Source organism: Thioalkalivibrio sp. ALR17-21, from assembly GCF_000420185.1.
GTDB lineage: Bacteria > Pseudomonadota > Gammaproteobacteria > Ectothiorhodospirales > Ectothiorhodospiraceae > Thioalkalivibrio > Thioalkalivibrio halophilus.
Genome location: NZ_ATUL01000009.1, coordinates 1 through 19,052 on the forward strand (window position 1 = coordinate 1; position 19,052 = coordinate 19,052).

A 19,052-nucleotide genomic window follows, 5' to 3' on the forward strand; every position below is an offset into this window, starting at 1 on the left:
CGACGACCCGGAGTCGTTCAGACAAAGATCAGGCCCTGGATGTAGATGGTGATCATGCCGGAGGCGGTGACCAGCGCCACGGTGGAGGATCCCCGGGCGGATTTCAGTGCGGCCACCGAGCCGAAATCAATTCGATAATCAGCATGTCGCGTCCTTTTGCCTTCTTATGAGTATCGATCCGGAGTCTAGGGAAACACTGATCAATGTACACGCTCGCGCTCGAGTCGCTTTTGCGTGCGAACAAGGCGCGGCGACCGCCGTGCAGTCATTCTGCACAAGGGAGCCGCAACGCCGTGCGCGCGCCCGTTTTTGATCAACAACGGGCGGCCGAGCCCCTGCATTCAATAACTTGTGGGGGTTGGCACCCCGGGTTCCCCGATCCTGCGTTGCGGCCCTTGCCGGTAGAACCACTACCGGCTGCGCACCGCGCCTTGTCTCGGAAAACCCGGGGTGCCAACGCGAGCGTGTATATTGATCAGTGTTTCCCTAGGGAAACACTGATCAGTGTGCACGTTCGCGTTGACGCCCGTCACCCCGGGGGTTCCAATAAGCTTCCCGCGCGCTCGGCGCGAGGGCGATGCGAACCAGGTGACAGGGAGCAAGCGATGCCAGACGGAGGGCCCGCGGTACAGCGGCAACTGGTGGACGAATGGCAGTGGCGTCTCGAACGCTGCCCCGGGCCGGTGCGCGGCCGCGTGCGCGAGCTGGCGGAGCAGCACCGTGCCTCGCTTGCGGAACGGTTCTACGCCGAGATGCTGGCGGACCCGGATGCCTGCGTGTTCCTCGACCACGAGGACGTCAATTCGCGGCTGAACGCGTCGCTGCAGGAATGGATCCGCGGCATCTTCTCCGTGGAGGCCGACAGCGGCGTGGAAGAACAGGCCGCGCGCCAGGCCCATGTGGGCGGCATCCACGCGCGCATCTCCATCCCCATCCATCTGGTCATGCGTGGCGCGCGCTGCGTGAAGGAGCAGTTCCTGACCCTGCTGGAGCTGGATTCCGCGATGGGGCACGAAATGCGGCTGCAGGCGGTGCGTCACGTCTCCGACAGCATCGACATGGCGATGGAGCTGATGAGCCACGCCTATTCACGCTCGCATGAGCGCAACGCCCGCGCCGAGGAGGCCTACCGTCTGTTCGCGGTGTCGGAGAACCTCGCCAGTGAGAAAGACCGCCAGCGGGCCTGCCTGCTGGACTGGGAGAACGGGCTGATGTTCGATCTGGCGATGGGGGCCTCGGGCGATCAGCTTCCGCGACTGTCGGCCTCCGAGTTCGGCCTGTGGTTCCGGCACAAGGGAGTGGACGCCTTTGGCGGGGCCGCGGAAACCGAGCGGGTGCTGGAGGCCGTCGCCCGCATCGACGAGGCCCTGCTGCCGTCGCTGGTCTGCGTCGAGGCCCGGCAGCGGCAGGATTACCTGCGTGACGTGCGCGAGCAGGTCCGTAGCATCGACTACCATCTGGGTCAGCTGTTCGAGCGCAGCAACGAACTGGAGTCCGGGCGCGACGTCCTTACCCGGACCCTGAACCGCAAGTTCCTGCCCGTGGTGCTGGGGCGGCACACCGCCAGCGTACAGCAGACCCATGCCCCTTTCGCGGTACTGGCCCTGGATATCGACTATTTCAAGCGGGTCAATGACGAACATGGCCACGAGACCGGCGACCGCATCCTGCAGCAGTTCGCCACGCTGCTGGTCAGCAACTCGCGGGCCGGCGATTACCTCTTTCGCCTGGGCGGCGAGGAATTCCTGATGATGCTGGTGGACGTGGTCCCGCGCGATGCCGAACGCATCGCCGAGAAACTGCGCACCGCGGTCCGTGCCGAGCCGTTCCAGGGTGCCCATGGCCAGCAGCTCGGGCTGACCGTGAGCATCGGACTGGCCAGTCACGACGGCCACCCGGACTACCAGCGCCTGGTGCGCCGGGCCGACGACGCCCTCTACGTCGCCAAGAACAGCGGCCGCGATCAGGTGGCCGTCGCGGACTGAAACCGCTTCCCGACCGGCAGCGGCCGGCCGGCGGTCAGTACATCGCGGCCATCATCTTGCGGCGGTACTGGCTGACCAGCGGATTGTCGTTGCCGAGGGCGTTGAAGGCCGCCAGCAGCCCCTTCTTGCCGGCGTTGTCGCCCTCGTTGTCCTTGTAGTCCGGGTGCTGCTTCATCAGTTCCAGGTACAGGCCCAGGGCCTCCTCGTAGCGGCCGTGCAGCATGGAATACGCGGCCAGGGTTTCCAGGGTCTCCGGCGCCGGATCGCCCTGCTGCATCTCCTGTGTCAGCGCCTGCGGGTCGGCGCCGGCGGCCCGGCGGGAGAACCGCAGGTGGGCGCGCAGGGTCTTCACCGCGTCGTCCTCCGCGCGGTTCAGCGGCAACTGGTTGAGCTGCGCCTCGGCGGTATCGGGGTCGCCCGCCTGGGACAGCGCGCGCGCCAGCTCGATGCGCAGATCCGGGTCCTCGGGGAAGGCCTCCAGCGCGGTTTCCAGGGTGGTGCGGGCGGCCGCGGTGTCACCGGCGCGGATCTGCGCGCGGGCCAGTTCGGAGCGCAGGTCCTTGTTGCCCGGATCGACCGCCACGGCCTCTTCCAGCGCGCGCACGGCACCTGCCGCATCCCCGGCCTGCAGGGCGGCCAGGGCCTGCTGGCGGTGGGCGTCGGAGGGGCGCTCGACGTGGCGATCGATCATCTCGCGGATGGTGGACTCCGGCTGTACCCCCATCTGCTGATCCACCACCTCGCCGTGACGAAAGCACATGATGGTGGGCAGGCTGCGCACCCCGTACTGCCCGGCCAGCTCCTGGTTCTCGTCGCTGTTGACCTTGGCCAGCCGGAACGCGCCGCCATAATCTTCGGCGATCTTCTGCAGCAGGGGCATCAGCTGTTTGCAGGGTCCGCACCAGGCGGCCCAGAAGTCGACCAGCACCGGACGCCGGTGCGATTCGTCCAGCACCGCCTGCTGGAAGCTGTCGCGGGTGACGTCGAGAATGGCATCGCCGGTGGCGTTTTCGGCTTCGGTCATCGGAAACCTCCTGGAAGATCGGAATACGGGATATGCGGTGCATTGTTGGGATCGTCCCGGCGATTGCAAGCAGCCGAGTGCCCGCGAGCTCTGGTACGCTGCGCACTGTGCGGCGCGCGGGGCCGCGGGTTTCGTCCGGAGGTCGCTTCGCTCCTCGCAATGACCGGCGCTCAGGTACCGTCATCGCGAGGCGCGCAGCGCCGTGGCGATCTGTGCGGGCGGCCCCGGCAAAGGGCATGATCAACAAAGGGGTTCCTGAGTGAGCTATTCCGCATCCGACATCGAAGTCCTCGAGGGGCTGGACCCGGTGCGCAAGCGCCCGGGGATGTACACCGACACCGCGCGTCCCAATCATCTCGCCCAGGAGGTCATCGACAACTCGGTGGACGAGGCGGTCAGCGGCTACGCCAGCCGTATCGACGTGGTCCTGCACAAGGACGACTCGGTGTCCGTCACCGATGACGGGCGCGGCATGCCGGTGGACCTGCATCCGCGCGAGAACCGCCCGGGGGTCGAGGTCATCCTGTCCACGCTGCATGCCGGCGGGAAGTTTTCCGACAAGAGCTATCAGTTCTCCGGCGGGCTGCACGGGGTCGGGGTATCGGTGGTCAACGCGCTGTCCGAACGCCTGGACGTGGACATCCGGCGCGACGGCCGGCGCTGGCAGATGGCCTTCGCCGGTGGTCACAAGCTGCAGGACCTCGAAGCGGTCGGCGAGGTCGGCAAGCGCAATACCGGCACCACGCTGCATTTCTGGCCCGATGCGCAGTACTTCGACTCGTCGAAGTTCTCGGTGCCGCGGCTCAAGCACATCCTGCGCGCCAAGGCGGTGCTGTGCCCGGGCCTGACCGTCACCTTCCGCGACGAGACCTCCGGCGAGGCCTGCGAGTGGTGCTACCAGGCCGGTCTGCGCGACTACCTGGTGGAGGCCCTGGAGGGGCTGGAACGCCTGCCGGAAGAACCGTTCATGGGTTCGGTCTCCGGCCACAGCGAGGCGGTGGACTGGGCGGTGACCTGGCTGCCGGACGGCGGCGAGGTGGTGTCCGAGAGCTACGTGAACCTGATCCCCACGACCCAGGGCGGCACCCACGTGAACGGCCTGCGCACCGGGCTGACTGACGCGGTGCGCGAGTTCTGCGAGTTCCGCAATCTCATCCCGCGCGGGATCAAGCTGGCGCCGGAGGACGTGTGGGAGCGGGTCTCCAGCGTGCTGTCGTTCAAGATGCAGGACCCGCAGTTCGCCGGGCAGACCAAGGAACGGCTGTCCTCGCGCCAGGCCGCGCCGTTCATTTCCGGGGTGGTCAAGGATGCCTTCAGCCTGTGGCTGAACCAGCACCCGCAGCAGGGCGAGCGCATCGCCGAGCTGGCGATCCAGAACGCGCAGAAGCGCAGCCGCGCGGGGCGCAAGGTGGTGCGCAAGAAGGTGACCCAGGGCCCGACCCTGCCGGGCAAGCTGGCCGACTGCGCCAGCCAGGAGCTGGCGCGCACCGAACTGTTCCTGGTCGAGGGCGACTCCGCCGGTGGCTCCGCCAAGCAGGCGCGCGACCGCGATTTTCAGGCGATCATGCCGCTGCGCGGCAAGATCCTGAACGCCTGGGAAGTGGAGCCCGATCAGGTGCTGGCCTCGCAGGAGATCCACGACATCGCCGTGGCGCTGGGCGTGGATCCGGGGACGCAGAGCCTGGAGGGGCTGCGCTACGGCAAGATCTGCATCCTCGCGGACGCCGATTCCGACGGCGCCCATATCGCCACGCTGCTGTGTGCGCTGTTCCTGAAGCATTTCCGCCCGCTGGTGGAGCAGGGCCATGTGTTCATGGCCATGCCGCCGCTGTACCGCATCGATGTCGGCAAGCAGACCTTCTATGCCCTGGACGAGGACGAAAAGGCCGGAGTGCTGGAGCGCATCGAGGCGGAAAAGCTGAAGGGCAAGGTCGCGGTGACCCGCTTCAAGGGGCTGGGCGAGATGAACCCGATGCAGCTGCGCGAGACCACCATGAATCCCGACACCCGCCGGCTGGTGCAACTGACCCTGGATTCGGCCGAGGAGACCGGCAGCCTGATGGACATGCTGCTGGGCAAGAAGCGCGCCGGGGAACGCCGCGCCTGGCTGGAGGGCAAGGGGCACCTGGCCGACGTGGACGTGTGAACGGAGGCCCGTATGTCGCGGCTTTCCATCGACCTGCACGAATGCTTTCGCGATGGCCGGCGCATCGATCAGGCGCTCAACGGCGCGATCGACGAGGCCTGCGAGAAACGCATCAAGACCGTGGAGATCATCCACGGCAAGGGCAGCGGGCAGCTGAAAAAGCGGGTGCTGCGTTTCCTGCAGCAGCCGGAGGTCAAGGCGCGTTACCACCGGGTGGAGAAGGATTCGAAGAATCACGGCCGGCTGTTCGTGCATTTTCGCCACTGAATCCGCGCCGCCGCGTCGGGGCATGCGCGGTACCGGTGGCCGTATGCGATAGGATGCGCGCCATGCCGACCGTTCTGCGCCTGTTCGACCGCCTGCCGCTGTGGCTGTTCGCCCTGATCGTGGCAACCGTGGGCCTGTGGCCCTGGCAGCCCGAGCCGGCGATCGCCGGACTGGTGCGCGACCTGCTGGCCGGTGAACTCGCCGGTGCGGCAGGCTGGGGCGGTCTGCTGCTGCACGGACTGCCGTGGCTGCTGATGGCGCTGCGTCTGGCCCGCCAGAGCCGGAACGGTGCCTGATCGGGTACGCTGCGGACTGCTGCAACAACAACGGGCCCGTCGGGTCCGCCAACCGGCCGCAAGGCCGACACGCGATGACACAGGAGAATCGACCATGCGCTTTATCGTTGCCGTTACCGCCGGAACCGATGACCCCACCCGCGCCACGCTGGGCATGATCGCCGCCAAGGTGGCGAAGGATCAGGGCCACGACGTGACCGTATGGCTGCAGGGCGAGGCGGCGAACATCGCCAACCGCAACGTCTACGACAAGATCGTTGGCCACAACATGCCGGCGATGAAGGACATCGTCGAGGATCTGGTCGACGCCGGCGTGCCGCTGTGGGTCTGCGAGGCCTGCGGCCGTGGCCGGGACGTGACCCCGGACAACTTCCTGGCCACCGCCGAATACGCCGGCATGGGCCACTACGTCCAGGCGGTGGCCGAGTTTGATCGCTCGATGAGCTTCTGATTCGGGCGGGTTGAGCTTCCCGCCCGAACAGTCCGGCTGGCGCCTGCGCGCCGTCCCCGGCGGGGTCCGCGTCCTGCTGACCCTGCTGCTTCTGAACGGGCTGTTTCTGGCCCTGGACATCCCGCGCCACGCGGGGCCGGGGTGGCTGGCCTGGGAGGCCGTGGTCCTGGCCGGACTGTTCGCCGTCCTTCCTTTGGCCGTCGCCCGCGTGCTGGCGCGGGTGGTAGCCGCCGTCCTCCTTGCACTGATCGTACTGGCGCTGTTCGAGGCGCTGGCCCGCGTCAGCCTCGCCCGTCCGCTGAATGTCTACGTGGACATCGGCCTGCTGGATGCCGTCTTCCGGCTGCTGACCGGCAACCTCCCCACTTTCGGCGTGATCCTGGCCGTCGCGGCGCTGCTGGCCGTGATCGGACTGGCGGTGTGGTCGCTGGCGCGTCTGCTGGCGCGCCCGGTCGTGCCCCGGGGCGCGGGTTTCGTGCTGCTGGGCGCGGGCCTCGCCGGGCTCGCGGGCCACGCGGTGGGTGTGGAGCCGCCGCGCACGGCGGCGCCGGCGGTGGCGCTGGTAACGGAGCAGGTCGACGGCATGCGCGAGGCGCGGCGCGAGGACCGCGCGCTGGCGCACCGGCTGGAAGAGGATCCGCAGCTGGCCGAACCCCGGCCGCTGGAGGGTCTGGCCGGTGTTGACGTGGTGGTGGGCCTGATCGAGTCCTACGGGGTCTCGGCGCTGGAGATCCCGCGCTATGCCGAGGTCATCGAGCCGACGCTGGAGGATCTGCAGCAGGATCTCGCCGCGCGGGATCTGCACGCGGTGACCGGGGTGATGAAGGCCCCCGTCGCCGGCGGACAGTCGTGGCTGGCGCACGCCACCCTGCTGTCGGGCGTGGCCGTGCGGCACGCCGGCCAGTATCGCCGGCTGCAGGAGCGGGAGCGGGCGACCCTGGTGCAGGACTTCGCGGCCACCGGCCATCACACGGCCATGCTGGCCCCGGCCATCACCCTCGACTGGCCACAGGGGCGCTGGTTCGGCTGGGACCGGATCCTGGATCGCGACGGCATGGACTACCGCGGCCCCCCGTTCTTCTGGGTCACCATGCCCGACGAATTCACCTGGTGGCGCTTCGAACAGGACGTGCGGCCGCACCCGCAGGGCGGGGAGGCGCCGGTGTTCGCGATGCTCGCGCTGGTCAGCAGCCACGCCCCGTGGACCCCGGTGCTGGACGTGCTGGACGACCCGGATGCGATGGACGACGGGCGGGTGTTCCACGAACAGGCCGGCGCCGGGCCCGCCCCCGAGGTGCTGTGGCGGGACTTCGACCGCGTGCGCGACCATTACGCCGAGGCGGTGCGCTACTCGCTGGAGGTCAGCGGCCACTGGGCGCGCGACCACGTGGACGAGGACACCCTGTTCCTGATGCCGGGCGACCACCAGCCGGCGGCCCTGATCACCGGCCCGGACCCCTCGTGGGCGGTGCCGGTGCACGTGATCTCCGGGGACCCGGACCTGCTGGAGCCGTTCCGGGCCCGCGGCTTCCACGACGGCTTCGAGCTGCCACCGGCCACCGGGGACAAGGACATCCCCGGGTTCGAGGACCTGCGCGACTGGCTGCACGAGGGTTACACCGAGCGCCCCTGATCAACCGGTGGCTGCGTAATCGTTTTGTCGCGCTTTCTCTTTTTTGTAACAAAAATGTTTCGCCTGAATCGATTTTGTTGCAATCTGGGGCCATTGAATATCCAGGATTCGGCGTATGAGCCCATTGGGTTATCGGTGGCTGATTCGTGCGTTCGGACTGCCGTCCGCGTCCCTGCCCGTGTCTTCGAGTCTGGGCACGCGCCTGCGTGAGACATGGCAGGAGGACGGGACGGTCCAGTATGAGTACCCGCCGCAGTACGCAGCCGGTGACGCGCTCGCGAACCAGCTTGAATTCGCGCTGAAGCACGAGGGCGTGAATCTGGCGGTTCTGGCGGACCTGTTCCGTGCCTGTGGCCCCGCACCGATCGAGGCGGCGGTAAGCGAAAAACCCACCGGGCGTTATCGGCGGCTGATGGGGTTCTTCTACGAACGCCTGACCGGGGAGCGCCTCGCGGTCTCGCGGACAGCGGGCGGCAACTACGTGGACGCACTGAACCCCGACCATTATCTGACTGCGCCGGAACCGGAATTCGATCGGCGCTGGCGGGTCCGGGACAACCTTCTGGGGGATGGCGGTTTCTGTCCGGTCATTCGTCGGACGCAGCGCTTGAGAGAGGCCCTGGCCCAGCCGCTGACCGAGGAGCTGTCCGGGCTGGTCGGGGCATTTCCACCGGAACTGTTTGCCCGGGCCAACGACTATCTCTACCTCAAGGAAACGCGCTCGACCTACGGGATCGAACATGAGCCGGAACCGGTCTCCGGGCGTCTCGAGCGCTTCGTGGCATTGCTGCGTGAAGCAGGGCGGGTCCCGCTCGCGGAGCTGCTGGACGAGGCCGGCCTGACACGGCGCCAGAATCTGGTGGTGGACCCGCGCTATGCGGAAAGCGGTTTTCGCTCTGTCCAGAATTACGTGGGCGAGCAGCGGCCGGATTTCACGCAGCGTGTGCACTACGTATGCCCCCCGCCCGGATGGCTGGCCTCGATGATGGAAGGCCTGGCGACGGTGGCTACGCGGAGTCACGGACTTTCGCCGCTGGTTCGCGCCGCGGCCGTGGGGTTCGGCTTTGTCTTCATTCACCCGTTCGAAGACGGTAACGGGCGGCTCCATCGTTTCCTGATCCACGATCTGCTGCATCGCGACGGATTCGTGGAAGGCAATCTCATGCTTCCGGTTTCGGCCACCATGCTGCGCCGGATTGCCGAATACGACGCGGTTCTGGAACGTTACTCGCGGCCGCTGATGGAGGAGCGGGTCGACTACCATCTGGATCCCGAAGGACGGCTGGAGCTGCGGAATCCGGAAGAAGTGGCCAGTTACTATCGGTATCCCGATCTGACGGCCCAGACCGAATACCTCGCGGAAACGGTGGCCCGCACCGTCCGGGAAGATCTGGTGGAAGAACTGCGTTTCCTTCGTGGTCATGACGCTGCACGCCGCGCCGTCCGCGAGATCGTGGATCTCCCGGATCGGCGCCTGGATCTGTTGCTGCGTTTGCTCCACCAGAACGAGGGCCGGCTGTCACGGAACAAGCGCGGTCAGTTCGGCGAGATCGAGGATCATGAACTCGAACGGATCGAGCAGGTCTGGCAGCAGGCATTCATGCTCACGGACGGCTGACGGGAGGTAGAGACATGCGCATCGTGGTCGCTCTGGGAGGCAACGCCCTGCTGCAGCGGGGCGAGACGCCCTCGGCCGCGAATCAGCGGCACAACGCGCGGCGCGCGGCCGCGACCATCGCCGGCCTGGCGGCGGAGCACGAGGTGATCGTGACCCACGGCAACGGCCCGCAGGTGGGGTTGCTGGCGAACCAGGCGGAATGCGACCGCATCGCCTGGCCGCTGGACGTGGTGGGTGCGGAGAGCCACGGGATGATCGGCTATATCCTCGCGCAGGAGCTGCACAACGCACTGGGACATGATCGCGTGGCAAGCCTGCTGACGCAGACCGAGGTCGACCCGCGGGACCCGGCCTTCGACGAGCCGAGCAAGTTCATCGGACCGACCTACGCCGAGGAGGCCGCGCGGCGTCTGGCGCTGGAGCGTGGCTGGCGCATCGCCCGCGACGGCAAGGCCTGGCGGCGGGTGGTGGGCTCGCCCGAACCGCGCGCGCTGCTGGGGGTGCCCGCGATCCGGACCCTGGCGGCCAGCGGGACGCTGGTGGTGTGTGCCGGCGGCGGCGGGGTGCCGGTGGCGCGCGATGCCGACGGCCGGCTCTCGGGCGTGGAGGCGGTGGTGGACAAGGATCTTGCCGCGGCCCTTCTGACCGCCGAGGTGGAGGCCGATGCCCTGTTGATGCTCACCGATGTCGATGCGGTCTATGCCGACTGGGGCACGGACCGGGCCCGGCGGCTGGACCGCCTGAAGGCCAGCGACATTGATCCGGCCGAATGGCCGCCGGGGTCCATGGGGCCCAAGCTGGATGCGGCGCGGCGGGTGGCCGCGGGCGGCCGCATGGCGGGCATCGGGGCGCTGGGGTCGGCCGCGGCCATCCTCGCCGGTACCGCCGGTACCCGGGTGACCCCGTAACGGACGTGCCCCCGGTTGCGACCCGAGTTCTTGGCGCCGCGCCCTTGCGCCGGCACGCTGATGGCGAAGCCTTCGGAGGAGATTGGAAAGACATGAACATCCGGAAGATAAGTCCGGCCCTGCTGCTGGCCGCCGGCCTGTGGCTGGCCGGTTGCGACGGCGAACCGCAGGCGGAGGACGGTCCGCCTCAGGCCCTCGGCGATCGCCAGATGGAGCCGCAGCCAACGGATAACGAGGGCGTGCGGCGCCCGCAGCAGCGGGGCATGCCGGCCGCCGACGTCAAGCGCACCGACGACGACTGACGCCGCCGGGCGTCACCACATCAGGTCGTCGGGCACCACGTAATCCGCATACGGGTCGTCGGCGGCCGGTTCGCTGTCCGCGGCCTCCTCGGCGGGGATGACCAGCGGCCACTGCGGGTCGCGCTCGCGGATGCGATCCGCGGACTCGCGGGGCACCAGGCGAAAACCGGCCTCCGGTCGGTGGTCCAGGCCGGCGATCGCGGCGCGTCCGTCGGCCAGCTGGCGCCGCAGGGCCGGCGTGACCGGCAGGCTGCGGATCCGCCCGCCCTGCTGGAAGTGATAGTCCTCGGCGTCCTCGCCGGCGGGCACCGGATACAGGTTGGAACTGACCAGCTCGCGCAGCTGGGCGGTTAGGGCCTTGCGCGCGGCGCGGGCCTGGCGTTCCTCGTTCTTGCGCCGCGAGCGTTCGGCCTGTTCCGCCTGACGCTGTTCGGCGGCCGTGGGCTCGGCCGCGGGTGGCGCCGCCTTCTTCGGCTTTTTGGCCTTTTTCTTGCCCTTGTGCTGTTCGCTGCGGGCCTTCTTGACCTGCTTTTCGTCGACCAGGCCGGTCTTGAGGAGCTGGTCGCGCATTGCGTCGGACATGTTCGGTTGCCGTCTGGCTGAGTGGAACCTGTCAGGATAGCCGGAACCGGGGGCTGCGTGCAGGGGCGGTCCGGGTGTGGTCGGTGTTTTGCCGGCGCGGCGGCTCAGGGGAGGCCCGGGACCGAGGCCGAGGCGAGTTCGGCGGCCCCTGCGGAGCGCTCGGCCGGCGGGAGCCCGGGCTCGAGGCGGGCGAGGCGCTCCTCGATGGTGGCCGCGCACGGGCGCAGGTACGGGTCCGCAGTGGCGGCCGGAGGCGGGCATTCCCGCAGCAGGTGCAGCGCCCCCAGGTGCTCCGCGCGCAATTCCAGCTCCAGCAGGGCGCGGTACAGGGCATGCCGTTCGGGGGTGTGCAGGCGTCGGCGCAGGGCCCGGATCCGGAGGGTGGTGCGGGTACTCCAGTCGCGTGCCCGGGCGTGCAGCCGATCGAGATCGTCGGCGGCCAGTGGACCGGGGTGCCAGGCGGCGAACAGCACCCGAATCACGTCAGCCCCATGGTGATCCTGCCAGGCCATCAGCCGCTCGTGCAGCGCCGGATCGTTCCAGGCGGTCTCGGCGAACGACCAGAAATCCCCGGTCGCCCGGGTGTCAGGCACTGCTGGCGGCGGAGGTGCTGACGCCGGCCGTGGTGCGCAGGGCATCCAGGTCGGGGATGTAGAGGTCGCGGGTGTGCAGCTCGATCAGTCCCTGGCGCCGCATCTGCGTGAACAGCCGGCTGATGGTTTCCTGGGTCAGGCCCAGGTGGTTGGCGATGTCCGCGCGCGACATCGGCAGGATGAAGCGGTCGGCCGCAAGCCCGCGTGCCTGGTGGCGCTGGGACAGCGAGAGCAGAAAGGTGGCCAGGCGCTGTTCCGCGCTGCGCTGGCCGAGCAGGGCGTGCAGGTTTTCCTCGCTGGCCAGGCCGCGGCTCATTACCCCCATCAGGTGCTGCCGGAACGTGGGCAGGCGGCCGGAGAGGTCTTCCACCAGCGACCAGGGCACCGCGCATACGCTGGTGGACTCCAGGGCGATGGCGGTGACCGGATGGGAACCCTGATGAATGGCGTCCAGCCCCAGGAGCTCGCCGGCCAGTGCAAAGCCGGTGATCTGTTCGGTCCCGTCGTCTCCCATCAGTACCGTCTTCATCGTGCCGGTGCGCACGGCGTACAGATATTCAAACGGCGACCCCATGGAGAACAGCGTGCTGCCTTTCTCGATCGGCCGGCGCTGCTGCACGATCTCGTCGAGCTGCCATAGCTCGGTGTCGGGCAACCCCATGGGCAGGCACAACTGGCGCAGGGTGCACTGATCGCAGGCTTGAGTCGGGCGCAAGGTCATGGCCGGAGGGTAGCCCGTTTGCCGCAATGTGGGAAGACGCTGCGGGTTTTTACGCCGGCGCTCGCGGTGGCGGTGTTCCCCGGATGCACTACGCTTGATGCGTTGGTACAACGGATGATGTGCGGACCGGCTCCACTGGACGGGCTCGGAGGTGAGAGTTAGACTCAGTATAAAAATAGCCGGACACGGAATCGTGCCGGATTTCAGGGAATCGAGGGCACTCAGTAATGATTGAACGGATGCTGGAACAGCATGTTCGCCACGGGACGCTGACCCTGCGTCGCCCGGATGGCACCGAGCAGCGTTTTGGCAGCGGCGAGCCGGAAGTGGTCATGCGGCTGCATGATGCCAGCGCCCTGAAGCGCATCGCGCGGGATCCCGGCTTCGAGCTGGGCGAGACCTACATGGACGGGCTGTGGTCGCCTGGGCCGGAGGGGCTGCGGGCCTTTCTTGATATGACCATGCGCAATTTTGCGCCGATGTTCCAGAAACGGGTCGGCTTTCTCACACGCACGCTGCGCGGGCTGATGGAGCAGGGCAATCGTGTGGCGCGCAGCTACAAGAATATCTCTCACCATTACGACGTGGACGAATGGTTGTTCCGGCGCTTCCTCGACGAGGGGATGTTCTACAGCTGCGCCTATTTCGCCGAGCCGGGGATGACCCTGGAGGAGGCGCAGCAGGCGAAGTGCGAGGTCCTGCGCCGGAAACTGTGCCTGGAGCCCGGCATGCGCGTGCTGGACATTGGCTGCGGCTGGGGCGGGCTGGCGATGTATCTGGCCGAGCACGCGGATGTTCGGGTCGACGGCATCACCCTGTCGCGCGAGCAGCTGCGGGTAGCGCAGGACGAGGCGAAGCGCCGGGGTCTGGAGCATAAAGTGCGGTTTCTCTATCAGGATTACCGCGAGCACGAGGATCAGTACGACCGGATCGTCAGTGTCGGCATGTTCGAACACGTGGGGCAGCCGAACTACGGCACCTTTTTCCACCGGGTCAACGAGCTGCTCAAGCCAGAGGGGATCGCGGTGCTCCACACCATCGGTCGCCAGGAGCCGCCGGCCACGGCCAACCCCTGGCTGAAGAAATACATCTTCCCCGGCGGTTACACCCCCGCCCTGTCCGAGGTGATGGAAGCGCTGGAGCCCACGCCGCTGTACACCACCGACATCGAATTCTGGCGGCTGCACTATGCCGAAACCCTGGCCGAATGGTACCGGCGCTTTCAGGCAGTCCGTGAAGACGCGGCGGCCAGTTTCGACGAACGCTTCTGCCGCATGTGGGAGTTCTATCTGGCGAGCTGCGAGGGCACCTTCCGCTGGTGGAAGCAGGTGGTGTTCCATATCCAGATGGCGCGCCGGCAGGATGCCGTTCCGCTCACCCGCGACTATCTCTGCGGGCGGGAAGACCCCGGGATGCGTTCGGTGCCGCCGGCGGACGAGCTGATTTCTTCCGCGCGGTGAACCCCGGGCTCCGGCACGGGTCCAGTGTGGATTCCCGTCGTCGCTGACGGCGACGCGCGGGGCTTGCGCGCTTTACACTGACCGGGGTTTCCGGTGTTCGGGGAGTAGGGGTGTTCCGCCTTTTTCGTCAACGCAAATCCGAGGCCCCGGGCGCCCCGGAACCGCAGGAGTCGACTCAGGACCAGGTCCTGATCGAGGCTGCGGGACGCAGCCGCATCACCGAGGTGGCGACCAGTGCCCGCAAGGTCCCGTGGTCGCTGAACCTGCTGCAGCTTTTGTGGGCGGCCGGCCCCGTGACCTTCCTCGCGATGCAGGGCGGCTACTTCCTCGGGTTCGGCCATGCGGCTCCCACCCAGAATTTCGTCTTCTTCGCGGTCTATACCCTGCTGTTCGGGGTGATCGGCCTGATCGCCCGCTTCGTCGCCGATGCCACGCGGGGAAGGCGGCAGGAGCGCTCGCAGGTCCAGCTGCGCAACACGATCGATTTGCTGCCGGATCTGCTGTTCGCGACCCGCGACCTGGCCATGGGCGAGATGACGCCGGACATGCGGCGGCGGCAGTCGGCGGCGGTGCTGCTGCACGAGGTCGAGGTATCGCCGGAGGCGGTGGCGGTCGCGGTGCGCGAAATGACCGGTGACCCGACGCTGGCCTCCACCGCCGAGCAGATCGAGATCTACCGGCGCCTGGGGCTGCATGCGCGGGTAGCGGACCTGGTGGAGGCCACCGCCGATGCCCGCATGGCCGCGCTGGAGCGCCTGCATGCGGAGGATTCGGAGCTGGCGGAATTGCTGCGCGACCGGCTGCAGGGGGTTGCGCCCACCCGCGAGGAGGGAGTGCGTCGCATCGACCAGTTCCTCGAGCGCCTGTTCTCGGCGGCGGATGCCGACGATCTGTCCCGCTGCAGCCTGGACGACGTGCAGGCGATCTTCGTGCTCGCCTTCGAGCTGGTCAACGGCCGTCAGATCAAGCGCCTGACCTTCGAATGGTCCGGGTCGTGGCAGTTGGGTCGGGCCCTGGATCGACTGGAATACCAGGGCAATCGCTTCCGCGTGGCTCAGGCCGGGGTCATCAGTCGTCTGCGTTCGCTGGCCATGTTGCTGGCACACAGCGAGACCAGCGGCATCACCCAGCAGCATCTGCGCGAACCGCTGCCGGTGCTGGGCCAGCAGGTGCTGGCAGGCCTGCATGCCATGCTGGCGGCCGAACCGGACGTCCGCACCGCGGACGGCCGTATCCTGGGGGTCGCGATGGCGCAGGTGGACGAGCTGCGCGAGGCGCGCAACCGGTTGATGCAGGCGCAGAGCCGCTATGGCGACGCGGCGGAGCGCTGGGGAGCCCTGCGCCGCCGCGAACGCGACCGCAAGGGGGGGCGGCGCTGGGAAATGCGTTCGGCGCGGCGCATCCGCGTGTCCGAGGAGCTGATCGAGCTGGATGACAACCAGAAGATCAAGCTGGCCGACGGGCTGTGCGAATACCTCGAGGAGCTGCAGATCCGGCGCGAGGGTGATTTCATCTATTTCGGCAAGAAACCGCTCGACAACGAGACCGCCAAGCGCATCGGGATCCAGCTGGCGCTGTTGCTGGACCCGCTGGTGGATCTGACCAACCCGAGTATCCAGCGTGCGATCTATTCCAGTCCGGCGGCCTATCTTGGCGGCCTGTATGTGGGCATGAGTGCCGACGCCAAGGCCGGGCTGGGATCGGCCATGGTGCGCATGGTGCGCCAGGACCTCGGCCGGACGGCCGAGTGGCTGGCCCTGCGCCTGACCCGGGTCTATCACCTCCCGCTGACCGAGGGCCTGCGCGAATTCCTCCAGCGTCAGTACGGGGCCAACCCGGAGCGACTGGCGATGCTGGCGCAGAACACCGGAGATGAATCCCACCATCCCGTGGCCCTGCGGGCCGAGCGCTCGCCCGAGTTCGACGCCATGCTCCAGGACAAGGAATGGGGCCGCCTTCTGCGGCGTGGCGCCCGCTATCGCCAGGCCGAGGAGGCGCGGCAGAACTGAACGCCGCGCGGTCGGCCGGAGAGCACGGGTGGAAAATCAGGGGGGGCTCATGTACCCTGCGCCCCGTTCCTCGGTGCCCTGGCGGTTTCGCCGCCGGGTTAAACGGGAAGTCCGGTGAGCGCTCACGCGCGAGTCCGGCGCTGCCCCCGCAACGGTGATCGAGCGCGGATCCATTCCGGAGTCCTTCGGCAGTGGATCCTCGAGGCTGGCGGCCGAATGCCACTGTGTCATGGACACGGGAAGGCGCCGCCCGCCGGGAATCTCCCGCTCGTCAGCCCGGAGACCGGCCGGGGAATGGTCGTGCGGCACGCGGAGGGCGTGCGAGACGGATGACCGTTCCCGCCACGGGTCCCCGTACCCGTTTCCCGCCGGGAATGCGTTCCTCGTCTTCATCCCTCGCGCCGGCGCGATCCCCGTGAACCAGCGGCGTGCGGGCGGCTCGCCGGGAGATCCGAAGACATGAAACGCAGCATCCTTTCCGCAGCCATCGTTGCAGCCGTGTCCCCGGCCGTGGCCGACGAGGCGCCGGGCACCGACTCCGACTCCGCGACCCTGCAACCCGTTCAGGTCACTGCGACCCGTCTCAGCCAGACCGTGGACGAGGCCCTGGCCTCGGTGACGGTCATCGACCGCGAAGAGATCGAACGCCTGCAGCCGCGCCAGTTCACCGATCTGGTGGAGGGGCGCGCCGGGGTCTCGGTGGCGGGTAATGGCCCGTTCGGCAAGACGTCCAGTGTCTTCCTTCGGGGAACGAACTCTGATCACCACCTGATGCTGATCGATGGCGTGCGCATGGGCTCGGCCACCAGCGGCGGTGCCAGCTGGCAGTTCCTGCCGCCCGAAGAGATCGATCGCGTGGAGATCGTGCGCGGGCCGCGCACCTCCATCTACGGCTCCGATGCCATCGGCGGGGTGACCCAGGTCTTCAGCCGCGCGGGCCGCGAAGGGCCGCCGCGGGTCAATGCCTTCCTTGGCGCCGGCAGCTTCAGCACCTGGGAGGCCGGGCTCGGCGTGGCCGGCGGCACCGGGCGCACCGATTACAGCCTGTCCGTCAGTATGTTCGATACCGAGGGCATCGACGTGCAGGACGACGTGGGTGACGACGATCCGGATGGCTATGACAACACTTCGCTGGCCGGCAAGGTTGCCCACCGCCTCGACAACGGGATCGAACTTTTCGGCAATGTCCTCTATTCCGAAGGCCGCTCGGAATACGATGCAGACGAGTTCGGCACGGGGGTTCCATACGATCAAGCTTATACGGACTTTGTGCACGCCGCTCTCCGGGCCGGCATTCGTGTTCCGCTAACCGACCGCTGGGATACAGAATTCACGCTTGCCCAGTCACGGGATGAAGGTGACCAGGTGACGGAAGGCGGCGTGTCCGGGGGAAGTGTCGATCAATTCGACACTCGGCGGGATCAGCTGACCTGGCGCAACGATGTCCGCCTGGGGGAGCGAACCGACCTGATCGCCGGGGTGGATGCCTACGAGGACCGTGTCGACAGTACCGCCGATTACGACGAAGACTCACGTTATAACGTGGGTGTCTATTCGGTCGTGCGCACCGAACTCGGCAACCACGATCTGGAAGGCTCGCTGCGCTACGACGACAACGAGCAGTTCGGTGACAAAACCACCGGGCAGGTCGCCTGGGGCATGCAGGCCACCGACGCCCTGCGGCTGCGCGCCAGCTACGGCACCGCGTTCAAGGCACCCACCTTCAATGAGCTCTACTTCCCCGGATTCGGCAACCCCGATCTTGAGCCCGAGGAATCCCGTACCGCGGAGCTGGGTGCCCGGTATTCGGCCAGCCTCGCCTACGTGGATGTGGCGGTGTTCGAAACACGCGTGGATGAATTGATCGACAACCGGCTGGTCGGCGGCCAGTTCCTGCCGGTGAATGTGGACGAAGCGCGGATCCGGGGTCTCGAACTGGAAGGCGGGCATGACCTTGGGCCGTGGAATGCCCGGGTCTCCCTGACCCTGCTGGATACGGAAAATCGTGACACCGGCAATGAACTGCGTCGCCGTCCGCCGGCGTCAGCCCGTTTCGACCTGGACCGCCGGATCGGTGATTTCTCCGTGGGCGGTACGCTCCTTGCCCGCAGCCGCAGCTACAACGATGCTGACAATGACGAGCGGCTCTCGGGCTACGGCACCGTGAATCTGCGTGCGGCCTATCGATTTGACCCGGAATGGAGTATCGAGGCTTCGGTGTCGAATCTTTTCGATCGCGACTACGTGGTCGCGCGTGACTCGTCCAACGATGCCGATTACAACAACCCCGGCCGCGCTGCGTTCGTGAAACTGCGTTATCAGCAGCAGAGGTAAGGTCATGGGCAATCGACTGTCGAAGATCGCGACCCGCACGGGTGACGAGGGGCGTACCGGCCTGGGTGACGGCTCGCGCGTGGACAAGGACTCGCATCGCGTCGAGGCTTTTGGTGACGTGGACGAACTGAACAGCGTGATCGGGCGGGTGCTGGTGCACGAGCTGCCCGAGGACGTACGGCGTTCGCTGTCGCTGATCCAGCATGAGCTGTTCGACCTGGGCGCGGAGCTGGCGGTGCCGGGGCATCAGGCGCTGCCGGAGGTCTCGGTGGAGCGCCTCGATGTCGAGCTCGAGGGCTTCAATGACGAGCTGCCGCCGCTGGAGGAGTTCATCCTCCCGGGGGGCGGCCCGGCCACCGCGGATTGCCATATTGCCCGCACCGTCTGCCGCCGCGCCGAGCGGCGGCTGGTCGCGGTCAATCACCACGAGGCCCTGCGGCCCAGCTCGCTGGCCTACCTCAACCGCCTGTCGGATCTGCTGTTCGTGCTGTGCCGGGTGCTGGCACGCCACGAGAACGGTTCCGAGGTCCTGTGGCAGCCCGCCGCGCGGCGCGAGGCCTCCGGCGGCTGAATCTGCCCGCGGCGCCGTGACGGCGGATCCGCGAAGGCCCCGATCGACAACAGTGCCGCGACGCTGACGCGACCCGCGGCCGATCTCCTTTTCTTCACGCTCCGTCGGGACGCCTCGAGTGTCCCGGCGGCAGTGTGTGCACGTATCCGGGT

General features: G+C 67.7%; 17 protein-coding genes and 1 riboswitch. Of the genes, 13 read left to right on the top strand and 4 right to left on the bottom strand.

The annotated features are described in order from the left end of the window. The first annotated feature begins 605 nt into the window (after positions 1 to 605). On the top strand, positions 606 to 1,985 hold the full coding sequence (locus G020_RS0106395; protein WP_024329012.1) for a diguanylate cyclase: 1,380 nt from the start codon (positions 606 to 608) through the stop codon (positions 1,983 to 1,985). A gap of 34 nt (positions 1,986 to 2,019) precedes the next feature. Here G020_RS0106395 and trxA read toward each other — a convergent pair whose 3' ends face one another. Next, positions 2,020 to 3,009, bottom strand: coding sequence for a thioredoxin (gene trxA, locus G020_RS0106400; RefSeq protein WP_018946945.1), 990 nt, complete (start codon positions 3,007 to 3,009; stop codon positions 2,020 to 2,022). 259 nt (positions 3,010 to 3,268) lie between these two features. Here trxA and parE point away from each other — a divergent pair, with 259 nt between their 5' ends. From parE to G020_RS0106440, 8 genes are all read left to right on the top strand, one after another. After that, positions 3,269 to 5,155, top strand: a complete 1,887-nt coding sequence (gene parE, locus G020_RS0106405; RefSeq protein ID WP_024329013.1) for a DNA topoisomerase IV subunit B — start codon at positions 3,269 to 3,271, stop codon at positions 5,153 to 5,155. 12 nt (positions 5,156 to 5,167) lie between these two features. Further along, positions 5,168 to 5,422, top strand: a complete 255-nt coding sequence (locus G020_RS0106410; protein WP_018870239.1) for a Smr/MutS family protein — start codon at positions 5,168 to 5,170, stop codon at positions 5,420 to 5,422. Between the two features lie 62 nt (positions 5,423 to 5,484). After that, positions 5,485 to 5,718 carry a hypothetical protein gene (locus G020_RS0106415; RefSeq protein WP_024329014.1) on the top strand — a complete coding sequence of 78 codons (234 nt, stop codon included), beginning with the start codon at positions 5,485 to 5,487 and terminating at the stop codon, positions 5,716 to 5,718. A gap of 94 nt (positions 5,719 to 5,812) precedes the next feature. Then, positions 5,813 to 6,169: a DsrE family protein gene (locus tag G020_RS0106420; protein ID WP_018870237.1), complete on the top strand. Its 357-nt coding sequence runs from the start codon at positions 5,813 to 5,815 to the stop codon at positions 6,167 to 6,169. 10 nt (positions 6,170 to 6,179) lie between these two features. Then, positions 6,180 to 7,802, top strand: coding sequence for a hypothetical protein (locus G020_RS0106425; protein WP_024329015.1), 1,623 nt, complete (start codon positions 6,180 to 6,182; stop codon positions 7,800 to 7,802). A gap of 115 nt (positions 7,803 to 7,917) precedes the next feature. After that, positions 7,918 to 9,420 (top strand): Fic family protein, encoded by a 1,503-nt coding sequence (locus G020_RS0106430; RefSeq protein ID WP_231363049.1) that lies wholly within the window; start codon positions 7,918 to 7,920, stop codon positions 9,418 to 9,420. A 14-nt stretch (positions 9,421 to 9,434) separates the two neighbouring features. Continuing rightward, positions 9,435 to 10,328 (top strand): carbamate kinase, encoded by an 894-nt coding sequence (locus G020_RS0106435; protein WP_024329017.1) that lies wholly within the window; start codon positions 9,435 to 9,437, stop codon positions 10,326 to 10,328. Between the two features lie 92 nt (positions 10,329 to 10,420). Further along, positions 10,421 to 10,630 (top strand): hypothetical protein, encoded by a 210-nt coding sequence (locus G020_RS0106440; protein ID WP_018946952.1) that lies wholly within the window; start codon positions 10,421 to 10,423, stop codon positions 10,628 to 10,630. A 12-nt stretch (positions 10,631 to 10,642) separates the two neighbouring features. Here G020_RS0106440 and G020_RS0106445 read toward each other — a convergent pair whose 3' ends face one another. From G020_RS0106445 to fnr, 3 genes are all read right to left on the bottom strand, one after another. Continuing rightward, positions 10,643 to 11,212 (bottom strand): DUF2058 domain-containing protein, encoded by a 570-nt coding sequence (locus G020_RS0106445; RefSeq protein ID WP_018946953.1) that lies wholly within the window; start codon positions 11,210 to 11,212, stop codon positions 10,643 to 10,645. Between the two features lie 104 nt (positions 11,213 to 11,316). Continuing rightward, positions 11,317 to 11,805, bottom strand: a complete 489-nt coding sequence (locus G020_RS0106450) for a DUF2390 domain-containing protein (RefSeq protein ID WP_018946954.1) — start codon at positions 11,803 to 11,805, stop codon at positions 11,317 to 11,319. Beyond that, positions 11,798 to 12,526, bottom strand: a complete 729-nt coding sequence (gene fnr, locus G020_RS0106455) for a fumarate/nitrate reduction transcriptional regulator Fnr (RefSeq protein WP_024329018.1) — start codon at positions 12,524 to 12,526, stop codon at positions 11,798 to 11,800. Before fnr ends, G020_RS0106450 begins: the two co-directional genes overlap by 8 nt. A 227-nt stretch (positions 12,527 to 12,753) precedes the next feature. On the opposite strand from fnr, the gene G020_RS0106460 reads away from it, so the two are divergent. The 4 genes from G020_RS0106460 to G020_RS0106475 all read left to right on the top strand — a co-directional run bounded on the left by G020_RS0106460 (position 12,754) and on the right by G020_RS0106475 (position 18,900). Beyond that, the gene (locus G020_RS0106460) at positions 12,754 to 13,986 is read left to right on the top strand and encodes a cyclopropane-fatty-acyl-phospholipid synthase family protein (protein WP_018946956.1); all 1,233 of its coding nucleotides are present in this window, start codon (positions 12,754 to 12,756) and stop codon (positions 13,984 to 13,986) included. A gap of 110 nt (positions 13,987 to 14,096) precedes the next feature. Further along, positions 14,097 to 15,995 carry a hypothetical protein gene (locus tag G020_RS0106465; protein ID WP_024329019.1) on the top strand — a complete coding sequence of 633 codons (1,899 nt, stop codon included), beginning with the start codon at positions 14,097 to 14,099 and terminating at the stop codon, positions 15,993 to 15,995. Positions 15,996 to 16,049: 54 nt separating this feature from the next. Then, positions 16,050 to 16,302: riboswitch (cobalamin riboswitch) on the top strand. A gap of 152 nt (positions 16,303 to 16,454) precedes the next feature. Next, positions 16,455 to 18,329 carry a TonB-dependent receptor domain-containing protein gene (locus G020_RS0106470; RefSeq protein ID WP_024329020.1) on the top strand — a complete coding sequence of 625 codons (1,875 nt, stop codon included), beginning with the start codon at positions 16,455 to 16,457 and terminating at the stop codon, positions 18,327 to 18,329. Positions 18,330 to 18,333: 4 nt separating this feature from the next. After that, positions 18,334 to 18,900: a cob(I)yrinic acid a,c-diamide adenosyltransferase gene (locus tag G020_RS0106475; protein WP_024329021.1), complete on the top strand. Its 567-nt coding sequence runs from the start codon at positions 18,334 to 18,336 to the stop codon at positions 18,898 to 18,900. Positions 18,901 to 19,052 lie beyond the last annotated feature (152 nt).

Excerpts from the sequence above, each read along its gene's own strand:
- G020_RS0106440 (WP_018946952.1), top strand. The coding sequence starts at position 10,421 with ATGAACATCCGGAAGATAAGTCCGGCCCTGCTGCTGGCCGCCGGCCTG.
- G020_RS0106435 (WP_024329017.1), top strand. The coding sequence starts at position 9,435 with ATGCGCATCGTGGTCGCTCTGGGAGGCAACGCCCTGCTGCAGCGGGGC.
- G020_RS0106415 (WP_024329014.1), top strand. The coding sequence starts at position 5,485 with ATGCCGACCGTTCTGCGCCTGTTCGACCGCCTGCCGCTGTGGCTGTTC.
- G020_RS0106445 (WP_018946953.1), bottom strand. The coding sequence starts at position 11,212 with ATGTCCGACGCAATGCGCGACCAGCTCCTCAAGACCGGCCTGGTCGAC.
- G020_RS0106475 (WP_024329021.1), top strand. The coding sequence starts at position 18,334 with ATGGGCAATCGACTGTCGAAGATCGCGACCCGCACGGGTGACGAGGGG.
- G020_RS0106460 (WP_018946956.1), top strand. The coding sequence starts at position 12,754 with ATGATTGAACGGATGCTGGAACAGCATGTTCGCCACGGGACGCTGACC.
- trxA (WP_018946945.1), bottom strand. The coding sequence starts at position 3,009 with ATGACCGAAGCCGAAAACGCCACCGGCGATGCCATTCTCGACGTCACC.
- G020_RS0106430 (WP_231363049.1), top strand. The coding sequence starts at position 7,918 with ATGAGCCCATTGGGTTATCGGTGGCTGATTCGTGCGTTCGGACTGCCG.
- G020_RS0106395 (WP_024329012.1), top strand. The coding sequence starts at position 606 with ATGCCAGACGGAGGGCCCGCGGTACAGCGGCAACTGGTGGACGAATGG.
- fnr (WP_024329018.1), bottom strand. The coding sequence starts at position 12,526 with ATGACCTTGCGCCCGACTCAAGCCTGCGATCAGTGCACCCTGCGCCAG.
- G020_RS0106410 (WP_018870239.1), top strand. The coding sequence starts at position 5,168 with ATGTCGCGGCTTTCCATCGACCTGCACGAATGCTTTCGCGATGGCCGG.
- G020_RS0106420 (WP_018870237.1), top strand. The coding sequence starts at position 5,813 with ATGCGCTTTATCGTTGCCGTTACCGCCGGAACCGATGACCCCACCCGC.
- G020_RS0106470 (WP_024329020.1), top strand. The coding sequence starts at position 16,455 with ATGAAACGCAGCATCCTTTCCGCAGCCATCGTTGCAGCCGTGTCCCCG.